The organism is Pseudomonas sp. Pseusp9 (genome assembly GCF_059491265.1).
Map to the genome: position 1 here is coordinate 1667687 of NZ_CP168500.1, position 22250 is coordinate 1689936.

At 60.2% G+C, this 22250-nt stretch carries 25 protein-coding genes; 13 read left to right on the forward strand and 12 right to left on the reverse strand.

Going from position 1 to position 22250, the window contains the following annotated elements; all coding sequences use genetic code 11:
- Positions 1-91: 91 nt before the first annotated feature.
- A complete protein-coding gene (locus ACEN8E_RS07545) occupies positions 92-535 on the reverse strand; it encodes a PilZ domain-containing protein (protein ID WP_495592063.1) in 444 nt (147 codons plus the stop codon).
- On the opposite strand from ACEN8E_RS07545, the gene ACEN8E_RS07550 reads away from it, so the two are divergent.
- The 5 genes from ACEN8E_RS07550 (at position 534) to cysB (ending at position 4488) form a co-directional block, all read left to right on the forward strand.
- Positions 534-920 carry a thioredoxin family protein gene (locus tag ACEN8E_RS07550; protein WP_495592064.1) on the forward strand — a complete coding sequence of 129 codons (387 nt, stop codon included), beginning with the start codon at positions 534-536 and terminating at the stop codon, positions 918-920. The two genes, ACEN8E_RS07545 and ACEN8E_RS07550, sit on opposite strands and share 2 nt — an antisense overlap.
- Positions 917-1870 carry a putative 2-dehydropantoate 2-reductase gene (locus ACEN8E_RS07555; protein ID WP_495592065.1) on the forward strand — a complete coding sequence of 318 codons (954 nt, stop codon included), beginning with the start codon at positions 917-919 and terminating at the stop codon, positions 1868-1870. Before ACEN8E_RS07550 ends, ACEN8E_RS07555 begins: the two co-directional genes overlap by 4 nt.
- 25 nt (positions 1871-1895) lie before the next feature.
- Positions 1896-2801: a 5'-nucleotidase gene (locus ACEN8E_RS07560; RefSeq protein WP_495592066.1), complete on the forward strand. Its 906-nt coding sequence runs from the start codon at positions 1896-1898 to the stop codon at positions 2799-2801.
- A gap of 95 nt (positions 2802-2896) precedes the next feature.
- Entirely contained in the window at positions 2897-3400 is a 504-nt protein-coding gene (locus tag ACEN8E_RS07565) for a universal stress protein (protein ID WP_008023285.1), read from the forward strand.
- 113 nt (positions 3401-3513) lie between these two features.
- A complete protein-coding gene (gene cysB / locus ACEN8E_RS07570; RefSeq protein WP_008023282.1) occupies positions 3514-4488 on the forward strand; it encodes an HTH-type transcriptional regulator CysB in 975 nt (324 codons plus the stop codon).
- A gap of 9 nt (positions 4489-4497) precedes the next feature.
- On the opposite strand, the gene ACEN8E_RS07575 is transcribed toward cysB, so the two are convergent.
- Positions 4498-4980 carry a GreA/GreB family elongation factor gene (locus ACEN8E_RS07575; RefSeq protein ID WP_085715325.1) on the reverse strand — a complete coding sequence of 161 codons (483 nt, stop codon included), beginning with the start codon at positions 4978-4980 and terminating at the stop codon, positions 4498-4500.
- Between the two features lie 2 nt (positions 4981-4982).
- Entirely contained in the window at positions 4983-5393 is a 411-nt protein-coding gene (locus ACEN8E_RS07580) for a hypothetical protein (RefSeq protein WP_495592067.1), read from the reverse strand.
- 124 nt (positions 5394-5517) lie between these two features.
- Between ACEN8E_RS07580 and earP the strand changes: the two genes are divergently transcribed.
- On the forward strand, positions 5518-6660 hold the full coding sequence (gene earP, locus ACEN8E_RS07585; protein WP_495592068.1) for an elongation factor P maturation arginine rhamnosyltransferase EarP: 1143 nt from the start codon (positions 5518-5520) through the stop codon (positions 6658-6660).
- 48 nt (positions 6661-6708) lie between these two features.
- Positions 6709-7278, forward strand: a complete 570-nt coding sequence (locus ACEN8E_RS07590) for an elongation factor P (protein ID WP_007983530.1) — start codon at positions 6709-6711, stop codon at positions 7276-7278.
- Positions 7279-7468: 190 nt separating this feature from the next.
- Here the strand turns inward: ACEN8E_RS07590 and ACEN8E_RS07595 are convergent, their stop codons facing one another.
- From ACEN8E_RS07595 to ACEN8E_RS07610, 4 genes are all read right to left on the reverse strand, one after another.
- A complete protein-coding gene (locus ACEN8E_RS07595; protein WP_495592069.1) occupies positions 7469-8485 on the reverse strand; it encodes an alpha/beta hydrolase in 1017 nt (338 codons plus the stop codon).
- Between the two features lie 34 nt (positions 8486-8519).
- Positions 8520-8939 carry an organic hydroperoxide resistance protein gene (locus ACEN8E_RS07600; RefSeq protein ID WP_056727109.1) on the reverse strand — a complete coding sequence of 140 codons (420 nt, stop codon included), beginning with the start codon at positions 8937-8939 and terminating at the stop codon, positions 8520-8522.
- Between the two features lie 356 nt (positions 8940-9295).
- Positions 9296-9757 (reverse strand): MarR family winged helix-turn-helix transcriptional regulator, encoded by a 462-nt coding sequence (locus tag ACEN8E_RS07605; RefSeq protein ID WP_495592070.1) that lies wholly within the window; start codon positions 9755-9757, stop codon positions 9296-9298.
- A gap of 67 nt (positions 9758-9824) precedes the next feature.
- Positions 9825-10781, reverse strand: a complete 957-nt coding sequence (locus ACEN8E_RS07610; RefSeq protein WP_495592071.1) for a LysR family transcriptional regulator — start codon at positions 10779-10781, stop codon at positions 9825-9827.
- A gap of 110 nt (positions 10782-10891) precedes the next feature.
- Here ACEN8E_RS07610 and ACEN8E_RS07615 point away from each other — a divergent pair, with 110 nt between their 5' ends.
- On the forward strand, positions 10892-11641 hold the full coding sequence (locus ACEN8E_RS07615; RefSeq protein ID WP_495592072.1) for a sulfite exporter TauE/SafE family protein: 750 nt from the start codon (positions 10892-10894) through the stop codon (positions 11639-11641).
- On the opposite strand, the gene ACEN8E_RS07620 is transcribed toward ACEN8E_RS07615, so the two are convergent.
- The gene (locus ACEN8E_RS07620; RefSeq protein ID WP_008017199.1) at positions 11631-12485 is read right to left on the reverse strand and encodes a LysR substrate-binding domain-containing protein; all 855 of its coding nucleotides are present in this window, start codon (positions 12483-12485) and stop codon (positions 11631-11633) included. The two genes, ACEN8E_RS07615 and ACEN8E_RS07620, sit on opposite strands and share 11 nt — an antisense overlap.
- Positions 12486-12580: 95 nt before the next feature.
- On the opposite strand from ACEN8E_RS07620, the gene ACEN8E_RS07625 reads away from it, so the two are divergent.
- Positions 12581-12796 carry a DUF1127 domain-containing protein gene (locus ACEN8E_RS07625; RefSeq protein ID WP_429370902.1) on the forward strand — a complete coding sequence of 72 codons (216 nt, stop codon included), beginning with the start codon at positions 12581-12583 and terminating at the stop codon, positions 12794-12796.
- Positions 12797-12876: 80 nt separating this feature from the next.
- A complete protein-coding gene (locus ACEN8E_RS07630) occupies positions 12877-14106 on the forward strand; it encodes a winged helix-turn-helix domain-containing protein (protein WP_495592073.1) in 1230 nt (409 codons plus the stop codon).
- An 89-nt stretch (positions 14107-14195) separates the two neighbouring features.
- Here ACEN8E_RS07630 and ACEN8E_RS07635 read toward each other — a convergent pair whose 3' ends face one another.
- Complete coding sequence (locus ACEN8E_RS07635) at positions 14196-15542, reverse strand: class II 3-deoxy-7-phosphoheptulonate synthase (RefSeq protein ID WP_495592074.1); 1347 nt, start codon at positions 15540-15542, stop codon at positions 14196-14198.
- 150 nt (positions 15543-15692) lie between these two features.
- Here ACEN8E_RS07635 and ACEN8E_RS07640 point away from each other — a divergent pair, with 150 nt between their 5' ends.
- Positions 15693-16448, forward strand: coding sequence for a spermidine synthase (locus tag ACEN8E_RS07640; protein ID WP_495592075.1), 756 nt, complete (start codon positions 15693-15695; stop codon positions 16446-16448).
- A gap of 67 nt (positions 16449-16515) precedes the next feature.
- Here the strand turns inward: ACEN8E_RS07640 and ACEN8E_RS07645 are convergent, their stop codons facing one another.
- Positions 16516-17307, reverse strand: a complete 792-nt coding sequence (locus ACEN8E_RS07645) for a crotonase/enoyl-CoA hydratase family protein (protein ID WP_495592076.1) — start codon at positions 17305-17307, stop codon at positions 16516-16518.
- A gap of 424 nt (positions 17308-17731) precedes the next feature.
- Here ACEN8E_RS07645 and ACEN8E_RS07650 point away from each other — a divergent pair, with 424 nt between their 5' ends.
- On the forward strand, positions 17732-19405 hold the full coding sequence (locus tag ACEN8E_RS07650; RefSeq protein ID WP_495592077.1) for a DEAD/DEAH box helicase: 1674 nt from the start codon (positions 17732-17734) through the stop codon (positions 19403-19405).
- Between the two features lie 169 nt (positions 19406-19574).
- Here ACEN8E_RS07650 and ACEN8E_RS07655 read toward each other — a convergent pair whose 3' ends face one another.
- A complete protein-coding gene (locus ACEN8E_RS07655; protein WP_495592078.1) occupies positions 19575-20342 on the reverse strand; it encodes a DODA-type extradiol aromatic ring-opening family dioxygenase in 768 nt (255 codons plus the stop codon).
- Positions 20343-20444: 102 nt separating this feature from the next.
- Here ACEN8E_RS07655 and ACEN8E_RS07660 point away from each other — a divergent pair, with 102 nt between their 5' ends.
- The gene (locus ACEN8E_RS07660; protein ID WP_495593287.1) at positions 20445-21101 is read left to right on the forward strand and encodes a thiopurine S-methyltransferase; all 657 of its coding nucleotides are present in this window, start codon (positions 20445-20447) and stop codon (positions 21099-21101) included.
- Between the two features lie 181 nt (positions 21102-21282).
- On the opposite strand, the gene htpX is transcribed toward ACEN8E_RS07660, so the two are convergent.
- The gene (gene htpX / locus ACEN8E_RS07665; protein ID WP_007973520.1) at positions 21283-22173 is read right to left on the reverse strand and encodes a protease HtpX; all 891 of its coding nucleotides are present in this window, start codon (positions 22171-22173) and stop codon (positions 21283-21285) included.
- Between the last annotated feature and the right edge of the window lie 77 nt (positions 22174-22250).

Sequence of the window (22250 nt, forward strand, 5' to 3'; positions counted from 1 at the left end):
CACCGTGGCTCGACAATGGGCAGACACCGGTTTAGGGGCCATTCCCGGTCAGTTTCCCCCACCGTGACCGGCAAACCCTTCGGTTATGTCCCTAATCCGGCACAGGCTCGGCAAAAGCCTTGCGCACCGATTCCTGAGAGAACTCGTCGGCATGCTCCTGGACCCATTCCAGGGCGAGGGCCTGGATATCCTGCAAATCGTCGTGGGCGTCATGCAGGCGGCAGTAGCGCTCGATCTGGCACACTTGTTCGCCCATTCGGGCGCTGAACAGTGTTTGTTCATCCACGAAGGCGATGCCCACCAGATAACCGCGTTTGCGTCGCAGGCACCAGGCGACATAGCCCAGATAGCGCATGTCCGGGTTCACGGTCGGCATGCGCACTTCCAGTGCCGTGCCGTAGCGCCACGCGCGGTGATAATTGCAAGCCATGCCCCCGAGACTGATAGTGTGCAGCTGTCGTCGCGAAATACACTCAGGTTTCAGCAACGTTAATTCGACGGGCACATCGTCAGGGTGAGGAATAAAACGTCCCATGAACACAGACTCCATGTGTCGGCCATCTGACATTGTTTCCCCCAGTATAGTGGTCGAATTGGAACTGACCGATTTCGACGCCGACCAACGGCTGCTGGCGATGAGCGGTGTATCGCTGGTTATTTTCACCAGTGTCGGCTGCGCCGGTTGCCGGTTTGCCCGCGAGCAATTGCCGGCACTCGATCTGGTGGTCGATCGTCTGTGCTGGATCGATGCCGGCAATAACGGCGGGGTGGTCGAGCGTTATCAGGTCTTTCACTTGCCGGCGCTGTTTGTTGTGCGCGACGGCGAATTCTTCGGAGCACTGAAATCGCGTCTGACCGGCACCGAGCTCAATCGGGCCGTGCGCCAGGCGCTGGGTCGAACAGCAGAGGAGTTGCCATGATGGGGACAATTGCCAGGCCGACGATCGGCATTATAGGGACTGGCGCAATCGGCGGTTTCTACGGGGTAATGCTGGCGCGTGCCGGTTTTGATGTGCATTTTCTGCTGCGCAGCGAATTCTCCGCGGTGGCCGGGCATGGGTTGCGAGTCGACAGCGCGCCCCATGGCGCACTGACGTTGAACCCGGTGCAGGCCTATTCGAACGCTGAAGACATGCCGCCCTGCGACTGGCTGCTGGTGGGCGCGAAAACCACCAGCAATGCAGGCCTGGCACCCGCCATCCTGCAGGCGGCGGCACCGAACGCCAAGGTACTGCTGTTACAGAATGGCCTGGATGTTGAAGACAGCCTGCGCGAGTTGCTCCCCGATTCGCTGCATGTGCTTGGCGGACTCTGCTACATCTGCGTCCATCGCGAGGCGCCGGGCGTCATCACTCATCAGGCGCTGGGCGCGGTGCATGTCGGTTATCACAGCGGTCCCGCCGATGGGCCGACGCGCAGTGCAATTGTCGAGGAGGGTGTCGGTCTGTTCCGCAGTGCTGGCGTCGATTCCCAGGCCATGGCGAATCTGCATCAGGCGCGTTGGCAAAAACTGGTCTGGAATATCCCTTACAACGGGCTATCGGTTTTGCTGGGAGCGAGCACCACACCGTTGATGGCGGATGCCGGCAGTCGCGAACTGATCAAGGCACTGATGGCCGAAGTGGTGCAAGGCGCGGTCGCGTGCGGGCACGATGTACCGGCGGGGTATGCCGAGCATTTGTTCATGGTGACCGAAAAAATGCCCGACTACTGGCCGAGCATGTACCACGATTACCTGCACAAGCGGCCGCTGGAGCTGGCCGCAATCTACGCCCGGCCACTGGCGGCAGCCAAGGCCGCGGGGTGTGAAATGCCGCGCGTGGAGGCCTTGTATCACAGCTTGAGTTTCATTGATCGACGCAACACCTGAGTCGACCGACCTGAGGGGGAAGGGCATGCCGAAGACAATTGACGACAAGCTGGTGCTGGCGATTTCTTCGCGGGCGCTGTTCGACCTGAGCGAAAGCCACAAGGTCTATCTGTCGAGCGGCGTCGAAGCCTACCGGCAGTATCAGATCGAACACGAAGATGAAATCCTCCAGCCCGGCGATGCCTTTCCATTGGTGCAGAAACTCCTGAACCTCAACAACCGTCTCGGTCGCGCCCGGGTCGAGGTGATTCTGGTGTCGCGCAACAGCGCCGACACCGGGCTGCGGGTGTTCAACTCGATTGACCATTACGGGCTGGCGATTTCCCGTGCGGCGTTTGTCGGCGGGCGCAGTCCGTATCCCTACCTCAAGGCCTTTGGCTGCGACCTGTTTCTCTCGACCCATGCCGAAGACGTACGCAGTGCACTGGACGCCGGTTTCGCCGCAGCGACCATTCTGTCGGGTGGTGCCAGCCGTGCGGCCAGCGACGAGTTGCGCATTGCCTTCGACGGAGACGCGGTGCTGTTTTCCGATGAGTCGGAGCGCATCTATCAGGCCGGTGGTCTGGAAGCGTTCCAGGCCAGCGAGCGTGAGGCCGCCCGCGAGCCGTTGCGCGGAGGGCCGTTCAAGGGCTTTCTTGCGGCCCTCAATCTGTTGCAGCGTGAGTTCCCGGAGGACGCCTGTCCGATCCGCACCGCGCTGGTCACGGCGCGATCGGCGCCGGCCCATGAGCGGGTCATTCGCACGTTGCGCGAATGGGACATCCGTCTCGATGAGTCGCTGTTCCTTGGCGGCCTGACCAAGTCAGCCTTTCTCGAAGCCTTTGCGGCCGATGTGTTTTTCGACGATCAGGCCGGCCACTGTGAATTGGCCCGTGAAGTCGTCGCCACCGGTCACGTGCCCCATGGCATAAGCAACGAGCAAAAGGTTTAAGCCCGCCATTCAATACGTTGCGCCGGACGTCGCAGTCGCCAAGGCACTGCTAAGCTGAATCAAATCTCCGCCATGTTGGCAGTTGAGGAGGTCATATGATTCGTTCGATGCTGTATGCCACAGACCTTGGCCTGTACGCGCCCGTGGTGATGCAGCATGCCCTGGAGCTGGCCCGGACCTTCAATGCCAATCTGTATGTCGTGCATGCGGTTGAACCCATGGGGTTGTTTGCCGAATCGGTGCTGCAAAGCTATCTCGATGAGCAGGCGCTGAATGAGTTTCACAGCCAGGGCCTGAATACCGTGATTGCCAGTATCGAACAACGGGTGCTCGACAGTTTTCGTGAGGAACTGGGGGATGAAGGGGAGCACGACCTGGAGCGGATTCAGGCGGTACGGGTACTGCAGGGCGACCCATCGCAGGTGATTCTGGACCAGGCGCAGAAACTCTCCGTGGATTTGTTGATCGTAGGAAGTCACAGCCATGGTGCCGGTGCGGAAACGCCTTTGGGCCGAACCGCCGCCCGTGTGTTGCAACTGTCCAAGGTGCCGGTCTATCTGGTGCCGCTGGTGCAACGTCGCCGCCAAGGGGATCTCTAGAACACGAATAGTGGCAGCCTGATAAAAAAGTTCTAGATTTATTCTTCATGCCATTAATATAGTTATATACCGTCGCTGATGCCCGTGGCGTCTACCTGCTTTGAGGGATTCATATGAAGCTTCAACAATTGCGCTACATCTGGGAAGTGGCGCACCACGACCTCAACGTTTCCGCTACAGCCCAAAGCCTTTACACCTCTCAACCGGGCATCAGCAAACAGATCCGTCTGCTGGAAGATGAACTGGGCGTCGAGGTTTTTGCCCGCAGTGGCAAGCACCTGACCCGGGTTACCCCGGCCGGTGAACGCATCATCACCACCGCTGGCGAGATTCTGCGCAAGGTTGAAAGCATCAAGCAGATCGCCCAGGAATTCTCCAATGAGAAGAAAGGCACCCTGTCGATTGCCACCACCCACACCCAGGCACGTTATGCGTTGCCACCGGTGATCAGCAATTTTATCAAGCAATACCCGGACGTTGCCCTGCACATGCACCAGGGATCGCCGATGCAAATCGCCGAAATGGCCGCTGATGGCACCGTGGATTTCGCCATTGCCACCGAGGCGCTCGAACTGTTCGGCGATCTGGTGATGATGCCGTGCTATCGCTGGAACCGTTGTGTGGTCGTGCCTCAGGGCCATCCGTTGACCAAGTTGTCGAAACTGACCCTCGAAGCGCTGGCCGAATACCCGATCGTGACCTACGTGTTCGGTTTTACCGGCCGTTCGAAACTCGACGAAGCGTTCAGCCATCGTGGCCTGACGCCAAAAGTCGTGTTCACCGCTGCCGACGCCGACGTGATCAAGACCTATGTTCGCCTGGGGCTGGGCGTGGGCATCGTGGCGAAAATGGCCGTCGATCCCAAACTCGACAGTGACCTGGTCGTGCTCGATGCCAGTGAGTTGTTCGAGTCCAGCATCACCAAGATCGGCTTCCGTCGCGGCACCTTCCTGCGGGGTTTCATGTGCGACTTCATCGAGAAGTTCGCGCCGCACCTGACTCGCGAAGTCATGGCCAAGGCCATTCAATGCCACAACAAGCAGGAACTGGAAGAGCTGTTCGACGGCGTCGAACTGCCCGTTCACTGATAGAGAGTCCTAGACCACCTCGGTGACAGCGAACTGTTGCCGAGCACCCGCCACCATGATTTCCACCTCATCGCCCGCGAACTTGCCCAGCAGGCTTTTGCCCAGCGGCGAGCGCGGGGTGATGACGGTTATCAGTTGCCCCACCAGATCGACCTTCAGCCCGGCGGCATCGGGGGCGAGAAACAGCCATTGTTCGCGCCCCTTTTCGTCCTCGAGCCCGAGCAGCGCACCCACTTCGATGCCCCGCTGATCGTCATACGGGCGCAGGGCCAGGTTCTGGCAAAGGGTCAGTGACTGGCGAATCTCCTCGACCCTTCTGGCTTGTCCCGCCGCGAGATACGACGCCTCCAGTCCCAGGGTGTCGTACTTGTTCTCGGCGATGTTTTCTTCATGGGTCGCCGTTTCGTAAGCGGTTTGCGCGGCCCGTTCGGCGATGTCGAGATCGATCCGCAGCCGGTCGAGAATTAGTTGGTGGACGCTGTGTTTATTCATGATCAATCGCAAAATTGCAGGACGTTGGTGCGGCTTTTTTCGCTGGGTGCGGTCCGGTCCTGTTGCAACCAGAACTGACAGCTTGGGTTGGACAGGTTGCGACTGCTGCTGCGGGCCTGATCGAGCCGTTGCTGCTGCTCGTTCTTGCGCAGGTTTTCTTCGTATTGCTCGAACAGCGGGCTTTGGGGCGGAATGTCCGGTACCGGTTGAACCACCACCGGTGGTTTGGCCAGTTGCTCCACAGCCGCCGCTACAGGTGCCAGTTGTTCGCTGAAAAGCAGGCGCGAAGCGAGCCAGCAAGTCAGCACAATGGCAATGAATCCCAGCCACATGCCGAGGGCGATGCTGCCGGTCAACTGCAGGGCGCTCAGGCGAAATGGGAAGGATCGGCGCGGACTGGGACGGTGGGGCATGGTTGCCTCCTGGCGAAAGGTCACTGGCGAGCGCTGATTGTCGCATGAAGAATAATCGCCGTCGGCTCTTCTGCACGGGGTAATTTATGCGGACAATCGGCGCCTTTGCCAACGGGAGCCTGGAATGCCTGAATTGAAAACCCGCTGGGATATTTTTTGCACCGTGGTCGATAACTTCGGCGACATCGGCGTGACCTGGCGACTGGCCCGGCAACTGGTGGCCGAACATGGGCTGGCGGTACGTCTATGGGTCGATGATCTGCGAGCATTCGAGCGCCTTTGCCCGGAAATCGACATCCACGCTGCGCAGCAGTGGCAGCAAGGCGTCGAAGTTCGGCAATGGCCAGCCGAGTGGCAGCCGACGCAAGCCGCCGATGTGGTGATCGCCGCATTCGCCTGCCAATTGCCGAGCGCTTATATGGACGCCATGGCCGAAAGGGAAAAGACGCCGCTGTGGATGAACCTCGACTACCTGAGCGCCGAGGGCTGGGTGATCGGCTGTCACGGTCTGCCCTCGGTGAAGTACAAAAGCGTCCAGAAGTTCTTTTTCTTTCCGGGGTTCCAGAAGGGCACGGGCGGGTTGATACGGGAGCGTGGGTTGCTTGAGCGTCGTCGGCAATTTCAGCAAGACCCGCAGGCTCAAAAGGAGTTCCTGCAAGGTTTGGGAGTTGATCGTGCGCCCGGCGCGCAGTTGATCTCATTGTTTGCCTACGAAAACACCGGGCTGGCCAGCTGGCTCGAGGCGATGGCAGGCGATTCGACGCCCACTCATCTGCTGGTGCCGGAAGGGCGGATTCTCGGTGACGTCGAGCGTTGGCTCGGTGTGGAGGGGTTGGCGGCGGGTGCCGTGCATGTGCGTGAGGCCTTGACCGTGCAAGTGCTGCCATTCGTCCGCCAGGACCAATACGACCGACTGCTGTGGTGCTGCGACTTCAATGGCGTGCGCGGCGAAGACTCCTTTGTGCGCGCCCAATGGGCGGGCCGGCCATTTTTGTGGCACATTTACCGGCAGGAAGAAGATATCCATCTGGACAAGCTCGAAGCCTTCCTCGAACTCTATGTAAAGGGGCTTTCGGACCCTGCGCGGGAAGCGATCAGCGGTCTGTGGCGGGCGTGGAACGCCGGTGAGAAAATGGCCGACCACTGGCAATTCACCCGTAAACACTGGCCAGAGCTGGAAAAACACGCCGAGGTGTGGTGTCTGGAACAGGCCTTGCAGGCGGATCTTGCCACGGCGCTGGTACAGTTTTATGGAAATTGGATATGATACGCGGCCTAGATTTTTGTAAATCCCATCCAAATTCGGATATTCGCAATGAAAACTGGTAAAGAACTCAAACCCGGTACCGTGATCCGTATCGACAACGATCCTTGGCTGGTTCAGAAAGCTGAATTCACCAAGTCCGGTCGTAACAGCGCGATCATGAAGACCAAGCTGAAGAACCTGCTGACCGGCTACAAGACCGAAACCGTATACGGTGCGGACGACAAGCTGGACGACGTGATCCTGGATCGCAAAGAAGCGACCCTGTCCTTCATCAGCGGTGACTCCTACACGTTCATGGACACCACCGACTACACCATGTACGAGCTGAACGCCGAAGACATCGAAGCCGTTCTGCCGTTCGTTGAAGAAGGCATGACCGACGTTTGCGAAGCCGTGTTCTTCGAAGGCCGTCTGGTTTCCGTAGAACTGCCGACCACCATCGTGCGTCAGGTTGCCTACACCGAAGGTTCCGCTCGCGGCGACACTTCCGGCAAGGTGATGAAGCCTGCCAAACTGAAGAACGGTACCGAGCTGTCGGTTGCTGACTTCATCAATATCGACGACATGATCGAGATTGATACCCGCGAAGGCGGTTCCTACAAAGGCCGTGCCAAATAAGCACTGCTTGAGTAATGAAAAAGCCCGACCATTGAGTCGGGCTTTTTTTTGCCTGAACGAAACATGACCCTGTAGGAGCGAGCTCGCTCGCGATGGACGTTAACGATAACGCGGGAAATCTGAATGCCCGCGTTGTCTGGGCGTCCATCGCGAGCGAGCTCGCTCCTACAGGGTACAGGGTGGGGCGGTGTTATTTCTTCAGGTGTTGTTTCAGTTCTTCAGACGCCTGCAACATCGCCGAACGCACCGCTGGCACCTGGCTCACCACGTTGAGCAAGCCGTAGTCGTGGATCATGCCGTTGTAGCGAACCGCAGTGACCGGCACACCAGCCTCGTCCAGTTTGCGGGCGTAGGCTTCGCCTTCATCGCGCAGCACATCGGCACCGGCGGTCTGCACCAGCGCTGGTGGCAATCCCTTCAACTGGGCGGTGGTCGCACGCAGAGGGGAGGCGTAGATCTCGTTACGCTGATTGGCGTCGGTGGTGTAGTTGTCCCAGAACCACTTCATCGCATTTTTGGTGAGGAAGTGCCCTTCGGCAAACTGGTTGTAGGACGCGGTTTCGAAGTTGGCATCAGTCACCGGCCACAACAGCACCTGGAATCTGATCGCCGGTGTGCCCTTGTCCTTGGCCATCAGCGCGACCACGGCCGCCATGTTGCCGCCGACACTGTTGCCGGCCACCGCCAGACGCTTGCCATCGACGTTGATCTCTTTACCGTGCTCGGCCACCCATCGGGTCGCCGCGTAAGCCTGGTTGATCGCCACCGGGTAATGCGCTTCCGGTGATGGCGTGTAGTTCACGAATACGGCCGCCGCTCCAGAACCCGTCACCAGGTCACGCACCAGCCGCTCGTGGGTCGGGAAATCCCCCAGTACCCAGCCGCCGCCATGGAAGAACATGAACACGGGCAGCTCACCCTTGACCCCGGCCGGCCGGACGATGGTCAGGCTTAGCGGTTGGCCGTCGACCTGAATGGTCTTCTGGCTGACATCGGCCTTTGGCAGTGTCAGCTTCACCCCGGCCTGCGCGCCCACCAGCACGGCGCGGGCATCTTTCGGGCCGAGCTGTTCAAGCGGTTTGCCGGTACCGGCATTCAGCACATCGAGGAACGCCTGGGTGTTGTGTTCAACGCCATCACCCGCGAATGCGCCGTTGATCGACAGGGCGAGAAGGGTACCGGTCAAGACTTTGCTGAAAGTGTTCATGTTCGTTTCCTGTTCGGGCCTGAGTGGTTGGCGGTCAGACGGTCACGTGCAGGCGCACATCGACGTTGCCACGGGTGGCGTTGGAGTACGGGCAGACCTGGTGGGCTGCGTCAACCAGTGCCTGTGCATCGGCTTGTTCCAGACCCGGCAGGCTGATGTGCAGGTCGATGTCCAGACCGAAGCCACCGGGGATCTGGCCGATGCCGACGTGGGCGGTGATCGACGCGTCGTTCGGGATGCTGCGCCTGGTCTGGCTGGCCACGAATTTCAGGGCGCCGATAAAGCAGGCGGAGTAGCCGGCGGCGAACAGTTGCTCGGGGTTGGTGGCTGCGCCGCCCGCACCGCCGAGTTCTTTCGGAGTGGCGAGTTTGACGTCGAGGATGTTGTCGCTGGAAACCGCACGACCGTCACGGCCACCGGTGGAAGTTGCGATTGCGGTGTAGAGAGTTTGCATGGTGAAAGCCTCGTTCAGGGTTCTGGTTGTTTGCGCTAAATGTTTGCGCGCTAAGTAAGTGCGAAATAAATGTATCGCGCAAATGTTTAGTGCGCAATATAAATTTTCAAGAAAGTTTGAAAAAAACCAAAGGGCGGCGAAACTGTTTTGGCTGGAAGCGTCGAGTTAGAGCATTCGGCGGGGGATTTTTCAGGCTGGATTTTTTTCAGGAGGAGGGGGCGAACCCGATTTTCCGATGGGCCGCAGAACTACTGTGGGAGCGAGCCTGCTCGCGATTACGGTATGTCAGGCAACATCAATGTTGAATGTGACATTGCAATCGCGAGCAGGCTCGCTCCTACAGAAGGGGCCTGAAATTACAGGCTGTCTTGCAGGTGGCTGCGCAGCGCTTGCAGTTCCGCTTGCAGGTTTTGCAGGCGCTCCAGCGTCATCCCGCTGGCGCCGAGGATGCATTGGGGAATATCGCGGGCCTTGTCGCGCAGTGCCCGACCCTGTTCGGTGAGCTCGACGATCACCACGCGCTCGTCTTCACGGCTGCGGGTTCGGCTGAGCAGGCCTTCGGCTTCCAGGCGCTTGAGCAGCGGCGTCAACGAGCCAGGGTCGGTCAGTAACCGCGTGCTGATTTCGCCTACGGTCAAACCGTCCCGTTCCCACAACACCATCATCGCCAGGTATTGCGGGTAGGTCAGGCCCAGCGCTTGCAGCAAGGGTTTGTAGACCTTGGTCATCATCAGCGAAGTGGAATGCAGTGCGAAGCAGGCCTGATTGTCCAGCAGCAGGTGGTCGCAGTTGTCCGGGGTGTTGCGCTCGGTGGTCATGTCGAAGCCTTGATCTGTGATCCTGAGAATCTAGCGGGCGAATCTTTAATGCGCCAGATAATTCTGATCAGTGCCGTTGCAAATGGGTTTGCAGCACCAGATCCCAGGGCGGAACCGGGCTGAAGCGGGTTTTCAGGTACTCCAGCAACAAGCGGCTGCGGGAGTTGGGTTGTTGTTCCAGGCGCAAGGCATAGATGCCGGCGCTTTCCGGTTTCGGCAGGCCGCTGTCGCAGAACAGCGGCAGCAATTCACCTCGCAGCAGGTATTCGCTGGCCAGCCAGGTTGGCAGGTGCGCGATACCCAGTCCGGCCAATGCGCCGCATACCAGCGCCTCGGCATTGTTGGCGCTCATGCGGACCCGCGCCGGCCGGTGCAATTGCATTTGCCCGTCCTGCTCGAAACGCCAGGCGAAAAGCGGGGCCAGGCCATCCCAGTCGAGTCCGTCGTGTTCGGTCAGCTGTGACGGATCGGTCGGCACGCCGCGACGCCGCAAATAATCAGGGCTGGCGCAAGCGATACGCACCATGCTCGCCAGTGGCGTGGCGACCAGCCGGGTATCGGCCAATTGCCCGGCGCGCAGCACCAGATCGACCTTGCCAAGGTTCTGGCCCTGCATGTCGACGAAACTGTCGATCAAGTGCAATTGCACATCGAGCCCCGGATAGAGCATGAGGAAGTCGGCAATCACTGGTGCCAGATGCCGGCGCCCGAAGGCTGCCGGCGCATCGATACGGATCAGACCTTCCGGCGCGCTGCTCAAGGAAACGGCTTCGGCCCGCGCCAGGCGCAACTCGGCGACGATCCGCCGTGCTCGCTCGGCAAAGGCCAATCCCGCCGGGGTGGCGCGTACCGCATGGGTGCTGCGGATGAACAACTGACTGCCGACCGCGTTTTCCAGGCTGTCGATACGCCTTGCCACGGCCGAAGGGGTCAGCGGATGACGGCGCGAGGCGGCGGAAAAACTGCCGGTTTCCAATACATCAAGGAACAAGGCCAGTTGGTCGGTCAGTTGATTGGGGTTCATGGCAGGTCTGTGCTTGTGCGAGTTCGGCACAGCCATTGTGCGTCGCTGTGCGTTTCCGCACCAGAAGCAACTGCGTAGGATCGATAGTGTGACGCGAGGAGGAATTGGCGGTGATTGAGTTTCTGATGTATCTGGCCTTCGGCGCCGCCCTGGGCACCCTTGGCGGTTTGTTTGGCATCGGCGGCGGCTTGATTGCCATTCCGTTGCTGGGCGTGCTGTTCGGGCTCGATCAGCAGATAGCCCAGGGCACGGCGTTGGTGATGGTGGTGCCGAACGTGATGCTGGCGCTGTGGCGTTATCAGCAGCGCAACCGGATCGAACTGCGTCATGCGCTGCCCTTGGCAACGATGGGCTTGAGCTTTGCCTGGCTCGGTTCGATGTGGGCCGTGGGCATTGATGCGCAAACCATGCGTTCAGGGTTTGTCGGGTTCCTTGTTGCACTATCGGCCCTTAACCTGGCACGCATGTTCTGCGCTGGCGCCCCGGCGGCTTCGCAGATTAATCACGGGTGGCCATGGCTGGGTGTACTCGGTGCAGCGTCCGGCACCATGGGCGGCGTGTTTGGCGTCGGCGGAGCCGTGGTGGCGACTCCGGTGCTGACCAGCGTGTTCGGGGCCAGCCAGGTGGTGGCGCAAGGGCTGTCCCTGGCCCTGGCGCTGCCGAGTACCGGTGTGACGTTGGTGACTTATGCCGTGCACCATCAGGTGGACTGGTGGATCGGCGTGCCCTTGGCGGTTGGCGGACTGCTCAGCATCAGTTGGGGGGTAAAGATTGCCCATGCCATACCGGAGCGGCTGCTGCGCGGGTTGTTCTGCGGCTATCTGGTGGCGTGTGCGGTGACCCTGGCCTTCAAAGTTTGAAGCCTTCAACGATGTGTTCGGCCAGGCATTCGGTGATCGGTGACGGGTTATGCAGGTTGCGCACGAGCATGATGCTGGCCTCGGGCAGCAGCGGCAGGTCTTCGGCTTCACCGAGGATGCGCATGTCTGCGGTGATCAGGCTTTCAAGCTGCGCGGTGACTGCCAGGCCGGCGCTGACCACCGCCATGATCGCCGACAGGCTGTCGCTGTTGTACGCCACCCGGTAATCGCGCCCCTGGGCATCCAGGGCATTGCAGGCCCACTGGCGGCAGAAGCAATCACTGTTGAACATCGCCAGCGGCAGCGGCGTCTGCTCGTGAGCGCTGTAGCATTGCGCCTCGGCCCAGACAAAGCGCTCCTTGCGCAACAGCTGGCCGATTTCGCTGCCCGGTTCGCGGGTGACGATGGACAGGTCCAGATCCTGTCGCATCAACAGCTGTTTCGATGATTCGCAGTGCACTTCTATCTGAATCAGCGGGTAGGACTGGGCAAATCGGCGCAAAATCCCCGGGAGGAATCGCATCACATAATCGTCCGGCGTACCGATGCGCACTGTGCCGACCATGTCGGGTTCACGCAGGGTATTGAAGACCTCACTGTGCAGCTTGAGGATCCGCCGGGCATAACCCAACAACACCTGGCCTTCGGCCGTCAGTCGCACCTGCCGCCCGTCGCGCTGGAACAACTGGCGCTGCAGCACATCTTCTTCCAGTCGTTTCATCTGCATGCTGACGGCTGACTGGGTGCGGTTGACCATTTCGCCGGCGCGGGTAAAGCCGCCCTGGTCGGCGATGGCGACGAAGGTGCGCAACACTTCGGTATCGATACTCGGGTAGGCGGACATCCATCAATCTCCGAGATATGTGACATCAGAAACATTCGTTGGATTGATCTTAGACCCGGCGCGAGACTGGAGCCATCCAAACGGAGGGCAACAAGATGAAAGGTCATCACGAGTTCCATGGTGCAGAAAAACACTCGATTCACCTGATTTCCGATCTGCTGCACAAGGTCGGCCGCTGGTACGAACTGCATCGCGAGCGCGAACTGCTGGCGAGCTTGAGCGACGAAGCACTCAAGGACATCGGCATGAGCCGTGCGGATGTGGAGAACGAGTCGATCAAACCGTTCTGGAATGATCCGATGCATAAATGACCCGATAATTAATTGATGAAAGCCACGCTACACAAACTCCTTACCGGTGAGGTAGGTTGCGAGCAGACAAGGAGATGCCCATGCCCGCAACATTGTCCTTTACCCTCAATCAGGCTCGGCGTCTGGCGCTGGCCGCCCAAGGGTTCAACGGGCGGCAGCCGCCAGCGGCGATCAAGGCTGTTGCGCTCAATCGCCTGATCGAACGGCTGGGCATTTTGCAGATCGATTCGGTCAACGCATTGGTGCGTTCGCACTACCTTCCGCTGTTTTCCCGCCTCGGCAATTACTCTTCCGATTTGCTCGACCAGGCGGCCTGGAGTCAGGGCCGAAGACGAACACTATTCGAGTACTGGGGCCATGAAGCCTCGTTGCTGCCTCTTTCCATGTACCCATTGATGCGCTGGCGCATGCAGCGTGCGAGCCGTGGCGAAGACATTTATCAGCAGCTGGCGCGTTTTGGCCGTGAACAGCAAGACACGATTCGCCGGGTGCTGGCTTCGGTCGAGGAGCAGGGCGCACTTGGCGCCGGGAGCCTGTCGACCCGTCAGGAACGGGCCGGGCCCTGGTGGGACTGGAGCGCGGAAAAGCATGCGCTGGAATGGCTGTTCGCTGCCGGTGAAGTCACCGTTGCCGGACGGCGCGGCTTCGAAAGGCTCTACGATCTGCCGGAGCGGGTGATTCCTTCGGCGATTCTTGCGCACCCTGTCCTCAGTGAAGACGACGCCCAGCGCAGCCTGTTGCGGCATGCGGCAGCGGCCTTGGGTGTCGGTACGGAGAAGGACTTGCGTGACTATTTCCGCTTGAACCCTGCGGACAGCCGCTTGCGTCTGGCTGAGTTGGTCGAGGCCGGTGAATTGCTGACCTGCGAAATCGAGGGTTGGCGACAGCCGGCCTATTGCCTGCACGAGCCAAAAGTGCCGCGCAAAGTTGCGGCCAGTGCATTGCTCTCGCCGTTCGACTCGCTGGTGTGGGAGCGCAGCCGGACCGAGCGGCTGTTTGATTTCCGCTACCGGCTGGAGATCTACACGCCGCAGGAAAAACGCGTTTACGGTTATTACGTCCTGCCGTTTTTGCACAATGAACGGATTGCCGCACGGGTCGATCTGCGCGCCGAACGGGCGGCTGGCCGTTTGGCAGTGCATGCGGTGCACGAAGAAGAGCCCGGGCTGGATGACGAGGGGATGCTGGCATTAGCGGTCAATCTGCGACAGATGGCGGATTGGCTGGGGTTGGCACTGGTGCAATTGAATTGCCCGCGGGCGAGTGCGGACAGGTTGCGGGTGGCATTGGCACAGATTGATGGTGACTGAGCTGGCCTCTTCGCGAGCAGGCTCGCTCCTACACAGGGGGCCGCGGTCCAGTGTGGGAGCGAGCTTGCTCGCGAAGGGCGCGACGCGATTTAGCGCCGAACCTGCTTCAGTGTCTCGGCAATCAAAAACGCCAATTCCAGCGACTGATCGGCGTTCATTCGCGGGTCGCAATGGGTGTGGTAGCGATCCGACAAACCGTCCTCGGTAATCGGCCGCGCACCACCGATGCACTCGGTGACGTTCTGCCCGGTCATTTCGATATGGATACCACCGGCATAGCTGCCCTCGGCTTCGTGCACCTGGAAGAACTGCTTCACCTCGCCAAGGATCTGCGCGAAGTCGCGGGTCTTGTAGCCGCTGCTGGCCTTGATCGTGTTGCCGTGCATCGGGTCGGAACTCCACAGCACCTGCCTGCCTTCGCGCTGGACGGCGCGGATAAGCTGCGGCAGGTGATCGCCGACCTTGTTCGCGCCCATCCGTGCGATCAGGTTCAGGCGGCCCGGGTCGTTGTCCGGGTTGAGCACGTCGATCAGGCGAATCAGGTCGTCCGGGTTCATGCTCGGGCCGACCTTGACCCCGATCGGGTTGTTCACCCCGCGCAGGAATTCGACGTGGGCACCGTCGAGCTGGCGGGTGCGGTCGCCGATCCACAGCATGTGGGCCGAGCAGTCGTAGTAATCATTGGTCAGGCTGTCGCGACGCACGAAGGCTTCTTCGTAGTTCAGCAGCAGCGCTTCGTGGGCGGTGAAGAAACTGGTTTCGCGCAACTGCGGCGAACTGTCCATGCCGCAGGCGCGCATGAACGCCAGGGTTTCATCGATGCGGTCGGCCAGGTGGCTGTACTTTTCCGCCAGTGCCGAGTTGGCAATGAAGTCCAGGTTCCACTTGTGCACCTGATGCAGATCGGCAAAACCGCCCTGGGCGAACGCGCGCAACAGGTTCAGGGTGGCGGTGGACTGGTGATAGGACTGCAACAGGCGCTCAGGATCCGGCACACGGCTTTTTTCGTCGAAACCGATGCCGTTGACGATGTCGCCGCGGTAAGCGGGCAGGGTCACGCCATCGATGGTTTCGTCGTTGGCCGAGCGCGGCTTGGCGAACTGCCCGGCCATGCGCCCGACCTTGACCACCGGGCAGCCGGCGGCAAACGTCATCACGATCGCCATCTGCAACAACACCTTGAAGGTGTCGCGAATTTTCGCAGCGGAGAATTCTGCGAAGCTTTCGGCGCAGTCGCCACCCTGCAACAGAAACGCGCGGCCCTGGGTCACCTCGGCAAACTGACGGCGCAACTCCCGGGCTTCACCGGCAAACACCAATGGCGGATAACTGGCCAGGGTCTGCTCGACCTGCTGCAGATGCGCGGCGTCGGGGTATTGGGGTTGTTGCTGGATCGGCAGGGCGCGCCAGCTGTCGGGGCTCCAGGGTTGGCTCATCACGGTCTCTAGTGTTTTCGCTCGGACCTCCATGTTATCAGCAAATTAGTGCGTGACCTGTTCCCGTCGCTTCGCCGACAATCTCGCCTTTGCCGCTCTCTACACGCGGTGTTATCGCGTCGCCGACCCCGGTGACGATCAGGAGATGAAATGACTGAGGAGCGCGTCGAGCATCTGCTCGCCGAGGTACAGGACGAGTTCGGCGTGATTCGTGTGCTGGAAGTGGCCGATTACCGTTTTCTCGAGTTCGGTGATGCCATCGAGCAAAGCTGCGTGTTCACTGCCGATCCAAGCTGGCTCGAATATGACTATACCCGGGCGATGCTGATCGGCGCGCTGTGCCACGAGCACCCGGAAAGTGCGCTGTTTCTCGGCCTCGGTGCCGGGACGCTGACTCAGGCCTGTCTCAAGTTCCTGCCGCTGGAAGATGTCGAAGCCATTGAACTGCGCCCGGACGTACCGCGCCTGGCCATTGAATACCTGGGGCTGGATGACGATCCGCGCCTGTACATCCGCGTTGGCGATGCGCTGGAGCTGCTCGACACTGCCGAGTCGGCCGATCTGATTTTCGTCGACCTTTATACCGATGTCGGTCCGGGTGTCGGGCACCTGGCCTGGAGTTTTCTGGAAAACTGCCAGAAGCGATTGAATCCGGGTGGCTGGCTGGTCATCAATCAATGGGCCACCGATGATGGCAAACCCTTGGGCGCCGCCTTGTTGCGCGGTTTGTACCATCGACATTACTGGGAGCTGCCGGTGAAGGAGGGCAACGTGATTCTGATCGTGCCGTCGGAGCTGGATCAGGAGCTGGACCTGGACGGCCTGATCGCCCGCGCCCAAGGGCTGGCGCCGCGGTTGGGGTATTCGCTGGAATCGTTGATCAAGTGCATTCGCCCGGCTACATGACTGTGCTGACTCTCCGGGCCCCTTCGCGGGCTTGCCCGCGATGGGGCCTTCAAGGCCACTGCAAAAGCTAAAGCCCTTTGAACACGCCAGGCCGCCGCTCCACCATCGACCGCACACCTTCCTTGATATCCTCGCTGGCCATCAACTTCTTGACCAGCGCGGGCAATCCCTGTGCCGCTGCGGTTTCTCCTTCATACCGGGCCTGTCGCGCCGACATCAGCGTCGCCTGCACCCCAAGCGGTGCCTGACGGGCGATCCGCTCGGCCAGTTCAACCGCGCGGGGTAGCAAGTCTTCACTGGCCATGACTTCCTGCACCAGGCCCAGGTGCAGCGCATCCCGGGCGTCGAATTCATCCCCGGTCAACAACCAGCGCATGGCGTTGCCCCAGCCGGCGACCTGATGCAGGCGCAGGGTGGCACCGCCGAACGGGAAGATTCCCCGCTGTACCTCCATCTGGGCGAACCGGGTGTTGCTGGCGCACAGGTTGATGTCGGCGGCGAGCATCAATTCGATGCCAACGGTCAGGCAATAGCCCTGGGCGGCGACGATGACCGGCTTGCTGACCCTGGGGCCTGCGAACACCCCCCACGGATCACAGCCGCCAGGGGGGACTTGCCAGCCGTCTGCAAGGGTGACGCTGGCATTGACCAGGTCGAGCCCGGCAGTAAAGTGCTCGCCATGCCCGAACACCACCGCCACGCGCGCCTCGCCGTCGGCTTCGAACTCGCCATAGGCCAGGCTCAATTCGTTGAGCAGGTCGAGGTCAAAGGCGTTGCGCTTGGCCACCCGATCCAGACCGATCAGGAACACGTGACCACGCCGTTCGCGGCTGACTCGACTGGAGCAGGGCTGATTCATGGAGCGATCCTCGGGGGGTAGGAAAGGCGTGCGGGGACCTGCGGTCTGCACGGCAAGGGTGAACCGTTTTAGCGCCATCACCCGCAAGGCCGGGCCTTTGAAAAATAGACGGCTGACCGATTATTCGCAAAGGCTGTGACACAACGGTGTATCCGGTGGATTTCCGATAAAAAAAGCTCCCTTTTCGGGCGAATTCCGGTATAGTGCGCGCCGGCCTTTAACCGGGCCGCGTTTAGGTAGCGCAATTCCCCGAAGCCAGCTTCGGCTGCACGTCCGCCCAGCGGACTCTTCCTTGACGATTCTTTTCATTCATTCGTTTTCGCAAATCCCCGCCGACAAAGCTGCCAGGGCGACTCTTGAGTCTCAACACGGCATGTGCAGCTTTGGAGCATGGGTCTTTGCGGATGCACTTAGAGGCAGACCCATGACCCAGGAAATCGGCGGCTTCGCCGCTCTTGAACTTCATCCCAATATTGTCGCTGCAGTAGTCGCTACCGGCTATGAAGAGCCTTCGGCCATTCAGCAGCAGTCGATCCCGATCATTCTCGCCGGTCACGATATGATTGGTCAGGCGCAAACCGGTACCGGTAAAACCGCTGCCTTTGCCCTGCCAATTCTGCACCGCATTGATCCGTCCAAGCGCGAGCCGCAAGCTCTGATCCTGGCCCCAACTCGTGAGTTGGCGCTACAAGTTGCAACCGCTTTCGAAACCTACGCCAAGCAAATGCCGGGCGTGACTGTTGTGGCTGTCTACGGCGGCGCGCCGATGGGCCCACAACTGAAAGCAATCCGTAATGGCGCACAGATCGTTGTCGCCACTCCGGGCCGTCTGTGCGACCACCTGCGTCGCGACGAAAAAGTACTGGCGACCGTGAACCACCTGGTTCTCGACGAAGCCGACGAAATGCTCAAGCTGGGCTTCATGGACGACCTGGAAGTCATCTTCAAGGCCATGCCGGAAACCCGTCAGACCGTACTGTTCTCGGCGACCTTGCCACAATCGATCCGTGCCATCGCCGAACGCCACCTGCGCGATCCGAAGCACGTCAAGATTCAGAGCAAGACCCAGACCGTTACCGCGATCGAGCAGGCTCACCTGCTGGTTCACGCTGACCAGAAGACTTCGGCCGTTCTCAGCTTGCTGGAAGTGGAAGATTTCGACGCCCTGATCATGTTCGTACGCACCAAGCAAGCGACCCTGGATCTGGCCGGTGCCCTGGAAGCCAAAGGCTACAAAGCCGCTGCGCTGAACGGTGATATCGCCCAGAACCAGCGTGAGCGCGTGATCGACTCCCTCAAGGATGGCCGTCTGGACATCGTTGTGGCGACCGACGTAGCTGCTCGTGGCCTGGACGTTCCACGCATCACTCACGTGTTCAACGTTGACATGCCGTACGATCCTGAGTCCTACGTTCACCGTATCGGCCGTACCGGCCGTGCCGGTCGCGAAGGTCGTGCACTGCTGCTGGTGACTCCGCGCGAGCGCCGCATGCTGCAAGTGATCGAGCGTGTAACCGGTCAGAAAGTTGCTGAAGTTCGCCTGCCGGACGCTCAGGCTGTTCTGGATGCGCGCATCAAGAAACTGACCAACAGCCTGTCGCCGCTGGTGGCCGATGCCGAATCGACCCACGGTGATCTGCTGGATCGCCTGACCGCCGACATCGGTTGCAGCCCGCGTGCCCTGGCCGCAGCCCTGCTGCGCAAGGCTACCAACGGTCAAGCGCTGAACCTGGCCGCTATCGAGAAAGAGCGTCCACTGGTGCCGAACAACGCACCGCGTGGCGATCGTCCAGAGCGTTCCGGTGATCGTCCTGAGCGTGGTGACCGCGAGCGTCGTGCTCCGATGCCACTGGGCGAAGGTCGTGCCCGTTGCCGTACCGCGCTGGGCGCGCGTGACGGTATCGCGGCCAAGAACCTGCTGGGCGCCATCCTCAATGAGGGTGGCCTGGCGCGTGAAGCGATCGGTCGCATCCAGGTGCGTGACAGCTTCAGCCTCGTCGAGCTGCCGGAAGATGGTCTTGAGAAGTTGCTGACCAAGCTGAAGGACACTCGCGTTGCCGGCAAGCAGCTCAAGCTGCGTCGCTACCGCGAAGATTGATCCGCTCTCGGGCTGATTGATCGAACATGAAAAATCCCCGACTGGTTCGGGGATTTTTTTTGCCTTTCAATCGACGGTGCGGCCTTCGCGAGCAGGCTCGCTCCCACAGGTGCCGCAGATCAAATGTAGGAGCGAGCCTGCTCGCGATGGGGGCGACGCGGTCTGCCTGTCAACCGAAGCGATAAATATCCATCCCCAGTGCCCCCATGGTGAACCCCTGGTGCACAACATTGAACTCACCCCCGGCAGCGCGGGCGAAGTACAGCGGCAACAAGTGTTCGTCGCTGGGATGGTTGCGCACGGCATTCGGTGCTTGCGCGCGATAGTCATGCAACGCGGCTTCGTCGTTCGCTGCAAGCTTCTCGATCATCCAGTCGCGAAACGCCAGGGCCCAGGGTTCCACGCTCTCGGGGCCGGCATGCCAGTCCAGTTCCCGCAGGTTATGGGTGATGCTACCGGAGCCGATCAGCAGGACGCCGTGCTCGCGCAGGCTGGCCAGCGCGTGACCCACTTGGGTCTGCAGGGCGGGGCCGCCTCGGGTGGGCAGCGAAACCTGGACGATCGGGATGTCTGCTTGCGGGTACATCAGCGACAGAGGCACCCAGACACCATGGTCGAAAGGCCGATTGCTGTCGATGCGTGCAGGAAGGCCTGCGGTTTTCAATAGTTCGGCAACCTCTGCGGCGAGTCGTGGATCGCCGGGAGCCGGGTATTGGACTTCGAACAGGGCTTTGGGAAAGCCACCGAAATCATGCCAGGTTTCCGGTTGCGGATTGCCGCTGACCTGCAGCTCATTGCTTTCCCAGTGCGCAGACACCATCACGATGGCCTTGGGCTTCGGTATTGCAGCGGCCAGGCGCGCAAGTGCCGGCCCGCTGGCGCCGGGCTCCAGAGCGAGCATGGGGGAGCCGTGGGAAATGTACAGGCTGGGGAACATGAATGAGCTCCTGAGAGTTAAGATGCAACATCTTCAGTCAGATCATTAATCTAAATCTAATATAAGTTTTAGGGTGTTTTGATCGAATTTTCGGGGTTAATTATGCAGCCGGAGTTTTGGCACAAGAAGTGGGCGTCGAATCAGATCGGCTTTCACCTTCCGCAGGTGAACCCACATCTACAGCGGTTCTGGCCACAGCTGGGTCTGGAAGAAAGCACGCGAGTGCTGGTGCCGTTGTGCGGCAAGAGCCTGGATCTGTTGTGGCTGGCGCACTGCGGGCATGAGGTGCTGGGTGTCGAATTGTCGGAGAAGGCCGTGGAGGACTTCTTCAGTGAGCATCAACTGGATCCGACCGTCAGTGAGCAAGGGCCTTTCAATGTCTATCGGGCGGGCTCCATCGAGCTTTGGTGCGGCGATTTTTTTGCGTTGACGCCTGGTGATGTCGCAGATTGCACTGCGCTTTACGATCGCGCCGCGTTGATTGCGTTACCGCCATCGATGCGCGAGCAGTACGCGACGCATTTGAAACAGATTCTGCCCAAGGGCTCTCTGGGGGTGTTGATCACGCTGGACTACGACCAGGCTGAAATGTCCGGGCCGCCATTTGCTGTGCTCGATGATGAAGTGCAGCGGTTGTTCGGGGCTTCGTGGGGATTGAAGATCCTCGAAGATCAGGATGTCTTGAGCGAGAGCGGGAAGTTCCTTGAAGCGGGTGTGACACGGCTTGAGGAGCGGGTGTATCGGGTTTCCAGTCGGTAATAGCGGTTAGCAGCGCTGGCCCCTTCGCGAGCAGGCTCGCTCCCACATTGGACCTGTGTCCAACACATAATCCCTGTGGGAGCGAGCCTGCTCGCGAAGAGGGCTGAAGGAACGCTCACTATCCGAGCAGACAAAAAAAAGGCCCGCATCGCTGCGGGCCTTTCATTTGCGGTGGAGCCTCTTAGCCGCGACGACGAGCCAGGGCGTCGATACGCTCTTCCAGTGGTGGGTGGCTCATGAACATGCGAGCGAAGCCTTGCTTGATGCCACCGTTGATGCCGAAGGCGTTCAGGGTGTCGGGCATGTGCACCGGCAGGCCTTGTTCCGCCCGCAGGCGCTGCAGGGCGCCAATCATTGCGGCGGTACCGGCCAGGTTTGCACCGGCTTCGTCGGCACGGAATTCGCGCTTGCGCGAGAACCACATGACAATGGCGCTGGCCAGGATGCCCAGAACCAGTTCGGCGAAGATGGTTGCGACGTAGTAGGCAATGCCCTGGCCTTCTTCGTTCTTGAAGATCACTTTGTCGACGAAATTGCCGATGATCCGTGCGAAGAACATCACGAAGGTGTTCACCACGCCCTGGATCAACGCCAGGGTAACCATGTCGCCATTGGCCACGTGGCCGATTTCGTGGGCCAGGACGGCCTTCACTTCATCCGGCGAGAAGCGCTCGAGCAAACCCTGGCTGACCGCGACCAGTGCGTCGTTCTTGTTCCAGCCGGTGGCGAAGGCGTTCGCCTCGTAGGCCGGGAAGATACCGACTTCGGGCATCTTGATCCCGGCTTCGCGGGACAGTTGCTCGACGGTTTGCAGTAGCCATTGCTCGTGACGGGTGCGTGGCTGGGTGATGATCTGGGTGCTGGTGCTCATCTTCGCCATCCACTTGGAGATGAACAGCGAGAACAGCGAACCGGCGAAACCAAAGACCGCACAGAAAATCAGCAGCTGATTGAGGTTGAGATCAACCCCATTGGCCGCCATGAACCCGTTGAAGCCGAAAAGGCTCAGGGTGATGCTGGCAATCAGCACGACCGCCAGGTTAGTGGCCAAGAACAGCAGGATGCGCATCATGGTTGTAGAAATCTCCTCATGCTTAAGATGTAGCGTACTGCGGGGTATATAAGGTGCTGCACCGGGGTATTCAACCG